This is a genomic window from Vibrio hibernica (assembly GCF_015223435.1).
GTDB classification, from domain to species: Bacteria; Pseudomonadota; Gammaproteobacteria; order Enterobacterales; family Vibrionaceae; genus Vibrio; species Vibrio hibernica.
Map to the genome: position 1 here is coordinate 1 of NZ_VHKO01000065.1, position 12,025 is coordinate 12,025.

Below are 12,025 nucleotides of genomic sequence, written 5' to 3' on the forward strand. Positions count from 1 at the left end.
CAACTATTTTTTACCTCTAATTGAGGCATTAAATACCACTAATTAAAAAATCAATTGCAGCAATAATTTCATTTCTGAACGTTGATAAATCATTAATTGGATCGGTTAGGATTTGGACAGGAACGCTTGTCATCTGCTGAGTTAGCATGACAAAGTCACCTTCATCAATATGAATGGTAGGACAAAGGTGACTTGGGGCTTTCGTATCAAGTAATTTGATTGGTGTTAATGGAATAACTAATCGAGTATTTAGGTTATTCAGTAAATCACTCTGAACATCTACAAAATATGGATAAGTTGCCGCTGAGCTTTTATCTTTGTTTTTATATAATGCAAATTGTGACATTTAAAATACTCGGTATGAATCAGAAAAAAGGCCGTGCTTCTCGGTCAGTTCATTACAAGCATGGATAGCTTCAGAATTTTGCTCTAACCATTCTTGCCTTTTTAATTTACTCACTTCTTGTAACAATGCTTTTTCCATTGTAGCGGAAAGGTTTATTTTAAGACGTTTTGCTTCCGCGAGTAGTTCACTGTTTAAAGTCAAATTAGTCGCTTTTTTTACTGCTTGTGCATTATATTGATCTCTCATAACACCATCACCTATGCGCATTAATCATGTGCATGAAGTATATAGCATAAAAGACCTTTAACAAATAACTTCAAAGCTTTCATTCCAATCTTGGCATCAACATCATGCTGTACGTATATCGCTTTTCGGTTAACTGAAACTCTGAATGCACGCTTGGGCTCCACGAATCATCGCCGCCAACGCCCATATGCTGATGATCTAAACGAACATAAATCTTATCTTCTGGTACTAACTCATTGGTGTGTTTCGCTTCAGCCACTTGTTGCCGACTAAACTGACTGATGCTAAATAAAAAGTCGCCCGACACTTCAAGGCCGCTGACTTGTAACCATTTTGAGCCACAACGTAATCCGCTATCGGTTGGGAAAATATAAGGCGTATGCATATCATCAAGCGATTGAGAATAGAAACCAAACCGCGCCGCTGACAATCTATCGGGGTAGTTTTCAAATGGCCCTAACCCTTGCCACGTAATTTGATGAGATTGCGCATTGAATGGCAATTCTAACTCCAAACCAATACGCGCTATTGGCGGCAAGCTGTCAGCGAGTTTAACCTCAACATTCAGGTGCATTTCACCTTGGTTGTTCAATGTGTAAGTCCAAACGGTTATCGCTTGAATAGATTTCTGATATCGATACACAAACGTCGAGGTCACTTGCACACCGTTATGCCGTTTTTCACTGTCGCATCGAATGCATTCACGCTCCCAGCGACCAATGCCCGCCGCATCCCAACGACACGTCCACGCGGTTGGATCGATGTTATCGACTTCACTCACACCAATATCGTTATCCAACGGAGCGCGATAGAAGTTATCTTCTGGGCCACGCAGTATTTGTGATTGACCGTCTGCCATCCATTGAGTCAGCAACCCCGACTCAACATTCCACTGCCAATGATGCTTGTCATCTGCACTGGTCACTACAATATGACCATCTTCAATCACTAAATCAGGCGCGCTTATGTCTGTTTTAAATGAAATCGGAAGGGCTAATCCACTGTCATTACGTAGAGAAAATTGCTCAGGTGCACAAATATGCCCTGCCTGCGCCCAAACCGTATCTTCAATTAAACTAATATCCGTATTTAAGTGATATAGCACGTCAGATTTGGGCGTAAATTGAATATCGATATCAATCAGTTGGCTATCATCGGCGGCGACACTTAACAGCATGGCGCCGGACTGCACGACTACGCCATCGGCTAATAACGACCAGTGCAGGATTTCATTATCGGTGGCACGAAATAGATGCTCGTTGGTCACTTTTAAACGACAACTCGCACTCGATTGTTCAACCAAATCAACGGTTACCATACGCTGGCAGTATTTCGCTTCTTCCAAAGTAGGATGCGGCATACGATCTGGAAAAACGAGGCCATTAATACAAAACTGACGATCATTAATCGTATCGCCAAAATCGCCACCGTAAGCCCAAAAATGCTGACCTTTGTCATCCCATTGGCTTAATCCTTGATCCACCCAATCCCAAATAAAACCACCTTGCAGACGAGGATATTCACGGAACGCATCCCAATATTCATGAAAACTGCCGAGGCTATTTCCCATGGCATGTGCGTATTCACACAAAATAAGTGGACGCTGTTCATTGGGTAAAGAAATCCATTTTTTGATCGCCCATTTCGGTACGGCTTCATCTTCAATCGTAGTATTTACGCGAGCATACATCGGCGCGATGATGTCGGTGGCGGTTGTATTTGCTCCGCCCCCTTCATATTGAACCGGACGCGAAGGATCAAACTGCTTCGACCATGCGTACATGGCGTTGTGATTGCTGCCATGACCCGATTCATTCCCCAGCGACCATATAATGATCGACGGATGATTTTTATCTCTCAACACCATTTGGGTATAGCGGCTCATATAAGCATGCGACCACAGTGGATCGGAAGAGAGACGATTCATTGGCACCATGCCGTGAGTTTCAATGTTCGCTTCATCACACACATACAAACCATATTGATCGCACAGTTCATACCAACGTGGATGATTCGGATAATGGGCAGTGCGAACAGCATTAAAGTTATATTGCTTCATTAAACAGATATCACGGATCATGTCTGCTTCCGTCATCACATGCCCGAGTTCAGGATGATGTTCATGCCGATTCACACCGCGGATCAATAACGCTTTGCCATTAAGCATTAGCTGCCCATCTTTCATCTCTACTTTTCTAAAACCAACTTGATAGGCTTCGCTTTCTATATGCTTTCCAGTTTCATCCAATAAAGAAACCACTAAACGGTAAAGATTGGGCGTTTCTGCTGTCCATTTTTTAGGGGCGGTAACGGGGAAAACGTGGAAAACCACATCATCAAAACTACCGCGCTCGTCGATTCTGCGATTATTAGGCTGGCTAATTTGGCAATCGGTCACCGCTTTTACACCATCAAATAATTGCACTTGAACTTGGTAAGTCTCAGGGGCCGAAATACAGGTCACAATCGATAAACTGCCGTGGTGATAACAGGCATCTAAATCTGGCGTAATAAACACATCGTCGATGCAATACTTAGGTTTAGCCAGCAAAGTAACATCACGAAAAATACCACTCAGCCACCACATGTCTTGATCTTCTAAATAGCTGCCATCACTCCAGCGCATTACCATTACGGCCAGCGTGTTTTCGCCTTCAACCAGATAATCCGAAAGATCAAATTCGGCTGGCAAACGACTATCTTGGCTGTAACCGACCCAAATACCATTACACCAAAGGTGGAAAGCTGAATTCACCCCATCAAAAATAATGCGTTGAGTCTGGGTCATATCCAATGCAGATAAGGTGATGTGTGTGCGGTAACAACCGGTAGGATTTTGCTCGGGAACAAACGGTGGATTCACTTCAAATGGGTATTTCACATTGGTATAAATCGGCTTGTCATAGCCTTGCAGCTGCCAATTAGACGGAACTGGGATTTCACTCCACTGAGAATCATCAAACGCTTGATGAATAAAATCCCCATCGACTTGCTCTGGCGCATCGAATAATTTGAATGTCCATTGTCCATTTAATGACTGACGCTGAGGAAAAACCGCGTCACGAGCATGATCAATTTGACGATAACTGGCCAGTGGGCTGTGCGCCTTCAAACACTGAATATTGAGTGACTGTTGGTTTTCCCAATCACCGCGCTGAATAATACTTAGAAAGGTTGGCATTGGTTTCATACTCTTGACTCAGTTCGATGTTTAATACGAAATATGGAGTAAGTGTAAATAAGGCTGGAAAACGTTTCCACAATGTGCGCCACATTTTATGAAAACGATCCAAATTTAAATTCATAGACTCAACACATACCACACTTTCTCGTCTCAAAAGGTGGTAGTATCTCACCCCCCAACACCATCACTAAAAATTGTATAAGGCGAGTATGGCTACGATTAAAGATGTTGCAAAAGAAGCGAACGTTTCAGTTGCAACGGTTTCAAGAGTGCTCAATAAATCCCCAAAAGCAGGTAAAGCCTCAATTGAAGCAGTCACTAAAGCCATGGCCCAACTGGGTTACCGCCCAAATGCAGCCGCACGCGCCTTGGTCAATCAATCGACCAATACAATGGGTGTACTCGTTTACGATGTATCGGATCCTTTCTTTGGTGCGATGGTAAAACCTATCGACAAAGTGGCTTATCAGAATGGCAAGCATCTGCTCATTGGAAACGGTTTCCATTCTGAAAAAAAAGAACGTGAAGCGATTGAGCTATTGATCAATCATCGATGTGAATCGTTGATCATTCACAGTAAAGCGTTGAGCAATGAAGAGTTAATTGCGTTTTCAAAAGAGATACCAGGCATGGTGCTCATCAATCGCTATATACCGGAAATTGCTGAACGCTGTATCGCCTTAGACAATCATCGCGGATCTTATTTAGCCACCGAATATTTAATTAAAAATGGCCATAAACACATCGGCTATCTTTGTTCTAGCCATAACATCGAAGACTCCTTTCAACGTAAAGCGGGTTATATGGATGCACTCAAAGCTTATAACCTCCCTTATTCTGAATCTTATATTGAATACGGCACACCTGATGAAGAAGGTGGTGAGTTGGCGATGACCAATCTATTAGCTAAAGGACTTCCGATCACCGCGATTGCCACCTATAACGATTACATGGCTGCTGGCACATTATCCGTTTTAGAAGACAACGGTATTGAAACGCCAAAAGACATGTCTATTATTGGCTTTGATAACGGATTAATAGCCAAATATCTTCATCCCAAACTCACGACGGTGCGCTACCCTATTCAACTAATGGCAGAAAAAGCCGCTGAGTTGTCATTAAAGCTGGCCAATAAAGAAGAGATCACAACGGATACCTTAATGTTTGTTCCCACACTTGTTAGACGAGCTTCCGTTATTTCAATCTAATCCACCATGTCGTGATGAATACGAATCAGGAAAATTTATATCGAACCCCCTCATTTGTGATGCACGTCACCGTCAAAAAATTGTAAACGTTTACAATCCTAGCCAGTTAAAACAATTAAATAGATAGGTTAGATATTATGACTGAAATAGAGAATGGGTTAGGTACTATCGATATTATCGTTTTTGCGATATATGTCGCGATCATTATTGGTGTTGGCCTCTGGGTTTCTAGAGATAAAAAAGGCACCACAAAAAGTACAGAGGATTATTTTTTAGCAGGAAAATCATTACCTTGGTGGGCTGTTGGTGCATCATTGATTGCTGCGAATATTTCCGCTGAACAGTTTATCGGTATGTCAGGTTCTGGTTTTTCAATCGGGTTAGCCATTGCCTCTTACGAATGGATGGCAGCGATTACACTAATCATCGTGGGTAAGTACTTTCTTCCTATCTTCATTGATAAGGGTATTTATACCATTCCTGAGTTTGTTGAAAAACGTTTCAATAAAAATTTAAAAACTATTTTGGCCGTATTCTGGATAGCATTGTACGTTTTCGTTAACTTAACCTCCGTTTTATACCTAGGTGGCTTGGCACTGCAAACCATTCTTGGTATTCCACTTATGTACTCTATCGTCGGATTAGCGCTTTTTGCTATAATCTATTCAATTTATGGTGGACTTTCAGCGGTTGTTTGGACGGATGTGATTCAAGTGTTCTTCCTTGTATTAGGTGGTCTATTAACGACCTACATGGCCGTCGGTTTCATTGGCGGTGACGATGGCTGGTTCAGCGGTTTGGGCAAAATGGTCGAAGCGGCACCTGAACACTTCAATATGATCCTAGATCAAAGCAACCCTCAATACGTAAACTTACCGGGCATCGCCGTTCTTATTGGTGGTCTATGGGTAGCAAACTTGTATTACTGGGGCTTTAACCAATACATCATCCAACGTACTTTAGCGGCAAAATCGGTTCCTGAAGCACAAAAAGGGATTATCTTTGCTGCTTTCTTAAAATTAATTGTTCCATTCCTTGTGGTTATTCCAGGTATTGCCGCGTATGTCATTACGTCATCTCCTGAACTAATGGCACAACTTGGCGATGTCGCGAATGTGAACATCCCTTCTCTAGCATACGCGGATAAAGCTTATCCTTGGTTAACTCAATTCTTACCAGTTGGGTTTAAAGGGATTGTTTTTGCTGCACTTGCTGCCGCGATTGTTTCATCATTAGCGTCTATGCTTAACTCAACGGCAACTATTTTCACAATGGACATCTACAAAGAGTTCATTGCACCAAAAGCGGGTGACCATAAATTAGTTAATGTTGGTCGAGCTTCTGCCATTGTTGCTCTTATCATTGCTTGCTTAATTGCGCCAATGCTAAGTAATCTTGGTCAAGCATTCCAATATATTCAAGAGTACACAGGCCTTGTTAGCCCTGGTATTTTAGCGGTATTCCTACTTGGTTTATTCTGGAAGAAAACAACCAGTAAAGGCGCGGTAACAGGGGTTGTTTTATCTATCCCATTTGCCTTGTTCTTGAAATTTATGCCTCTAAATATGCCGTTTATGGATCAAATGCTTTATACGCTACTCTTTACGATGGCGGTCATTGCCTTTACCAGCTTGAGCTCATCTGACACAGATGATGATCCTAAAGCGATTGCGTTAGATTCATCTATGTTTGTGACCGAACGTAGCTTTAATATTGCCGCTTATATTATTATGATTATTACTGCCGTTCTGTATTCGGTATTCTGGTAATCTTCCTTGGCCTCATCTTTTGGTGAGGCTTGATTTTAATGAAGCGTGTTTTTAATGAGACTTGCTTTTAATTAAATTTATAGTGGTAACGTGGTTTTATACCACCTAACTTAAGGCCATTCATACAAATTGTTATTATCCAATGACGATAAGTATGAATGGCCTTTTAGGATTTTTTTAAGGTTGTTTTGTTTTTAATTGTTTGTCTTTTAAACTTTTCTTTTTAAGATAACCCCTCAAAAAGTTTATCTTTCAACCTAGCGGTTTGGACCAATATGAATAATGAATTACTGCCCAACATTGTATCTTTCTTACAAAATATTGACCCTTTCAACCAACTGCCTCAAAGCGCACTCAATGATATTGCGCAAACGGTAGACATATTATTGCTCGGTTGTAACGATACGCTAGTTCATGATGACCATGTGACCTACCTCTACATTATTCGCACCGGAACAGTACAACAAAATAATCTCGATGGCAGTCTACGCGCCAAACTTGGGGCTGAGGATATTTTTGGTTTTAATTTACACCAAAACCCGACGGAACCTGGCTACACTATTCATGCGATAGAAAACACTCTACTTTATCGTTTCGATTATCATGCTTTAATCGAAGCACTCGTCGAGCATCCTCAAATCACTGCACAATTTGCGTTTAACCAACAAACACGTTTGCACGCTGAGAATGCTAAACAAAGCAACAAACACCACTCCCAAACACAATATCTTCGTCCTAATAGTGATATTGCTAATACGACTATCGCCATTGTCTCTCCTAATGACAGTATTCAAGCCGTCGCTCATAAAATGCGAAATGTGATTGGAGTGCCGTGTGCATTTGTGGTCGATAAAGACGAAGCATTAATCGGAATGGTCACCGATAAAGACATGACGAAACATGTGGTGGCTGAGGCGAAAAATGTTTGCGATCCAATAAGCTCGATTATGTCGCAGCAGCTTTACACCGTGTATGAAGATGAATTAGTGATTGCTGCGGTGCAATTAATGATGAAACACAATATTCAAAATGTGCCCGTTCTCAACCATAAAAAACAAGTGACCGGGTTCATTACTCCGCAGCATTTAATTCAAAATAACAGCGTACAGTCTATTTTCTTATTGGATAAAATTCGTCACGCCAATTCAATGAGCGAGCTGCTCGATTTATCCCAACAACGTAACTCTGCATTTGAAGGCATTATGCAGAGTAATTCATCTCCGACCATTGTTGGGCAAGTGTTGAGCATGATTTACGATGCCTTTACTCACCGCCTGATTGAATTAGCGATAGAAAACTTTGGCCAACCACCTTGTAACTTCACGTGGATAGTCGCCGGATCGCATGCTCGCAACGAAGTGCATTTAGCTTCCGACCAAGACAATGCCATTATTCTTGCCGATACCGCGACGGCGTCTGATAGGATCTACTTCAACCACTTTGCGATGAGTATTTGTAAATCGTTATCGGAATTAGGTTACACATTATGCACCGGTCGTTTTATGGCGGCGACTCACCAATGGTGTCAAAAAGCGCAAATTTGGCAAGAATACTACCGGAAATGGAGCACCAACCCTGAGTACGAGTTATTGCTTAATTTGAATGTCTTTTTAGAAATACGCCCCGTTTATGGTGATCAGGCTTTATTTGAAAAAGTGGATAATTGCCGACATAAGTTGGTGACTAATAATATGCAGCTCACTATGGCTTTGGTGCGAAATGCACTCAGAACTCGCCCACCATTGGGGATCTTCCAGCATCTAGTATTAGAAAAAGATGGCAATAATAATAAGGTACTCAACATCAAAAAAGCCGCCATTAGCTGCGTGGTCGATTTGGTACGCATTTATGCATTAATGAACCAAGGCAAGTTAATACCTCAAGCTTGCAGCCTCAATACCAGTGAACGAATTGACTTTTTACGCGACGCAAAAGTCTTTAATGATTCAACTTACCAAGACCTCAGTGAAACGTATCATTATGTTAATCAATTAAGATATCAACACCAGCTACAAGCGATACAAAATGATGATCCGATTGATAATCAACTACAACCGGATTTATTTGGTAGTTTTGAACGTCAACATTTAAAGGATGCATTTCGGATCATTTCAAGCTTTCAAGATTTAATTAAAATGAAATTTGGAGGCTAATCGTGTCCAGTAAGCTTGATAAGAACGCTGAGCAATCAACCAACAAACATAGCTTTAGTGGTATAATGAATTTGTTTTCTAATCGTCACCCTCTGCTTCGCTTAGAGCAGCAAAGGCAAACACTTTTAGAACAATCGACAACTCAACTGCCCGCTCACTTAAAACGCTTACTGATGCAGCCTTATCCAACCCCAAAACAAGATTGTAAAGAGCTGTCTTTTACGGTTGTCGATTTTGAAACCTCAGGTCTTGATCCAACCTCTGATCATATCGTCAGTATTGGTTGGGTTCATATTATTGAAGGTGTGATTAAACTCAGTACCGCTCAGCACTTTATTATCAACGAACCAGCCATCGCCAGCATTATAGAAGATAGCGATGCCAGCGATAATACCGAAACAACAAATATTGCTCGCTCACTTCATCATATTTTACCTGAGCAACAAAAAGAGGGTATTGCGATTGAAACAGCCATGCAGCTATTTTTTGAAAGCCTACCAAGTAGCCTAGTGATCGCACATGGCACCACCATAGAAAAACGCTTTCTCAGCCAGTTTTTCCTAAGCCATAACCAGGTGGATTTTCCACTCATTTGGTTAGACACCCTAAAAATTGAACAAGCAACCGTACTGAATAAGCGCTATCAAAATGATTTTCGCTTATCCGCCCTACGCCGTGATTATAAATTGCCAGACTACCCAGCCCATAATGCTTTAATGGATGCCACCGCAACCGCTGAACTTTTTTTGGCCCAAAGAAGGCGCCTATTTGGACAAGCCATTGAACCAATTGGGATCTTATATCAAAAGTCACAGTGAACATTTTTATCGACAGTTAGCGGCAGGCAGTAAGAAGTAAGAAGTATAAGCAACATGATGGTTATAGACGACACTAAAAAATGCCGTCCACATTCAATTTGACGTGGACGGCATCTTATTTATATCAATTGATTAGCTTTTATTTCAAAGGCTTACTTTAAAAAACCCGCGTTACGCATTTTGTCTACCACGATAGCTTTTTGATCTGCAGTTAGTGGTGTTAACGGTAAGCGTGGATCACCCGCATCAATATTATGCAATGCCATTGCCGCTTTACCCGCCGCAACACCGCCAAATTCAACTAGAACACGGATGAGATCAACAACGTTATCCATTCCACTGATCACTGCCGCGTGATCACCTTTATTGAAATCAGCAATAATTTGATTGAAGTGTGGAGCGGCATAGTTATAAGTACTACCCACTGCGCCGATTGCGCCCACAGCTAAAGCGCCAGGAAGGAACTCATCGACACCAAATGGAATATCGTATTTGCCATCGCAAGCACGTAAACAACGTTGGTATTCGTAAAGATCACCATTATTGAATTTCAGGCCGTATAAGTTTGGAATACGTTTGTCCGCTTCAATCAAGAATTGTTCCATATCAACATTTACACCAGACATACCTGAATGGTAGTAATAGAAACCTTTTGATGGTGCCGCAGCCGCAACGGTTGCACAGTACTCAACAAGCTCTTTCACTGAACCTGGTTTAAAGAAGCAAGGACCAATAGCAGAAGTTGCAAAAATATCTAACGTTTCCGCGTGACGAGTTAATTCTAATGTATCGACAATGCTCAAAGCGCCAGTGTGGACAGTAATTTTAAGCTGACCTTTAGAAGCGGCAACCCAACGTTCAGCGATTGCTTTTCGCTCTTCAACAGAGCAATGAATACCCTCACCTGTGGTGCCACAAATATAGATACCATTGACACCATCTTTGATTAGGTGGTCGGCAATTTGGTCAATAACCGAAAAATTGACGTTCCCATTATTATCAAATGGAGTATGAGGCGCAGCAATTAAACCGATTAGCTTTTCCATAATATTTATCTCAAATTAGTAAGTCAGAATTAATGATAAGGAACAACCGAAGAAGTTAAACTTCAAATTTAACATCAAGTGTGGAGTTTTAATTTATTCTATGGAGTTATATTTCATCCTGCAACCAAAACTTACTCAAAATTACCTTCATTTTTGTAAATTGTGATTCTTCTACACTATTTCTATTACCGAAATTGACTAAAGTTTGACTTTCGTCGAATGACTTAAATGGAGTTTTATTTCAATCACTCTATCAACCATGTATTATTACATTTCACTTACAATTTATGCTTAGCTTAAGAGAACCAAAACGATGCACACTCAATCTTTAAGAGCTGGAAAAGTGTTAGATATGCTAGGCAGTTTACACGAAAGCTTAACGCCCTCTGCTCAGCGGATCTCAACGTACGTTTTAGCGCACTCTTTTGAAGTGACTAAACTATCAATCGCGGAATTATCTAGCGCCGTCAACGCTGGTGAAGCAACCATAATACGTTTTTGTCGTACTTTAGGGTTTAAAGGCTTTCAAGATTTTAAAATGGAATTGGCGATTGAGTTGTCTTCCATTAACCAAGATGAAAAATCCATTTTAGATACCGAAGTTACTGAAAACGATAACGCTGAAATAATTGGTCAAAAGCTCTACAATTCAATTAATGCTGTTTTAGGTGAGACACTGAATCTATTGAATTTTGAAACACTAGAAAAAGTAGCAGAGCAAATTAAGCATAGTCGTTCTATTTACTTTTTTGGTGTTGGTTCGTCTGGGATCACCGCAGAGGATGCTAAAAACAAATTAATGCGAATTGGTTTCAACGTTGATGCGTTAACCAATAACCATTTTATGTATATGAAGGCATCTCTTCTACAACCTGGTGATATGGCGATTGGTATTAGTCATTCAGGTAATTCCGTAGAAACAACTAAAGCGTTAAAATTAGCAAAAGAATCTGGGGCCAGTACCGCTGCGATCACCCATAATCCTCGCTCACCAATTACATCCTATTCAGACTTTGTTTTGGTGAATGGTAATCGTCAAGGAAAACTACAAGGCGATTCTATCGGGACTAAAATATCTCAATTATTTGTACTCGATCTGATCTATACCCTGTTGGTTCGACAAGATCCCGATAACACTCAAGCCAATAAGATCAAGACAACATCGGCTTTGGATGACTAAACAAGCCATTGCTTTCCCTATAGCCTAAATATGACGGTATCGTATTTAGGCTATTTTTATGCCCGTTGATTTTTA

At 40.9% G+C, this 12,025-nt stretch carries 9 protein-coding genes; 5 read left to right on the top strand and 4 right to left on the bottom strand.

Annotated elements, in window-relative coordinates; translation table 11 throughout:
* Nucleotides 1-28 precede the first annotated feature (28 nt).
* The 3 genes from FH976_RS14210 to FH976_RS14220 all read right to left on the bottom strand — a co-directional run bounded on the left by FH976_RS14210 (nt 29) and on the right by FH976_RS14220 (nt 3,773).
* Nucleotides 29-346, bottom strand: a complete 318-nt coding sequence (locus FH976_RS14210; protein WP_194091481.1) for a CcdB family protein — start codon at nt 344-346, stop codon at nt 29-31.
* Nucleotides 347-592 (bottom strand): type II toxin-antitoxin system CcdA family antitoxin, encoded by a 246-nt coding sequence (locus FH976_RS14215; protein WP_194091482.1) that lies wholly within the window; start codon nt 590-592, stop codon nt 347-349.
* Nucleotides 593-671: 79 nt separating this feature from the next.
* The gene (locus tag FH976_RS14220) at nt 672-3,773 is read right to left on the bottom strand and encodes a beta-galactosidase (protein ID WP_194091488.1); all 3,102 of its coding nucleotides are present in this window, start codon (nt 3,771-3,773) and stop codon (nt 672-674) included.
* 212 nt (nt 3,774-3,985) lie between these two features.
* Between FH976_RS14220 and FH976_RS14225 the strand changes: the two genes are divergently transcribed.
* The 4 genes from FH976_RS14225 to FH976_RS14240 all read left to right on the top strand — a co-directional run bounded on the left by FH976_RS14225 (nt 3,986) and on the right by FH976_RS14240 (nt 9,724).
* Nucleotides 3,986-4,984, top strand: coding sequence for a substrate-binding domain-containing protein (locus tag FH976_RS14225; RefSeq protein WP_194091483.1), 999 nt, complete (start codon nt 3,986-3,988; stop codon nt 4,982-4,984).
* Between the two features lie 137 nt (nt 4,985-5,121).
* Nucleotides 5,122-6,753, top strand: a complete 1,632-nt coding sequence (locus FH976_RS14230) for a sodium/sugar symporter (protein ID WP_194091484.1) — start codon at nt 5,122-5,124, stop codon at nt 6,751-6,753.
* A gap of 275 nt (nt 6,754-7,028) precedes the next feature.
* Entirely contained in the window at nt 7,029-8,906 is a 1,878-nt protein-coding gene (locus FH976_RS14235) for a DUF294 nucleotidyltransferase-like domain-containing protein (RefSeq protein ID WP_194091485.1), read from the top strand.
* Nucleotides 8,907-8,908: 2 nt separating this feature from the next.
* Nucleotides 8,909-9,724: a 3'-5' exonuclease gene (locus FH976_RS14240; protein ID WP_324187439.1), complete on the top strand. Its 816-nt coding sequence runs from the start codon at nt 8,909-8,911 to the stop codon at nt 9,722-9,724.
* A gap of 152 nt (nt 9,725-9,876) precedes the next feature.
* Here FH976_RS14240 and FH976_RS14245 read toward each other — a convergent pair whose 3' ends face one another.
* Nucleotides 9,877-10,770, bottom strand: coding sequence for a dihydrodipicolinate synthase family protein (locus tag FH976_RS14245; RefSeq protein ID WP_194091486.1), 894 nt, complete (start codon nt 10,768-10,770; stop codon nt 9,877-9,879).
* Nucleotides 10,771-11,083: 313 nt separating this feature from the next.
* Here FH976_RS14245 and FH976_RS14250 point away from each other — a divergent pair, with 313 nt between their 5' ends.
* On the top strand, nt 11,084-11,950 hold the full coding sequence (locus tag FH976_RS14250; protein WP_194091487.1) for a MurR/RpiR family transcriptional regulator: 867 nt from the start codon (nt 11,084-11,086) through the stop codon (nt 11,948-11,950).
* Nucleotides 11,951-12,025 lie beyond the last annotated feature (75 nt).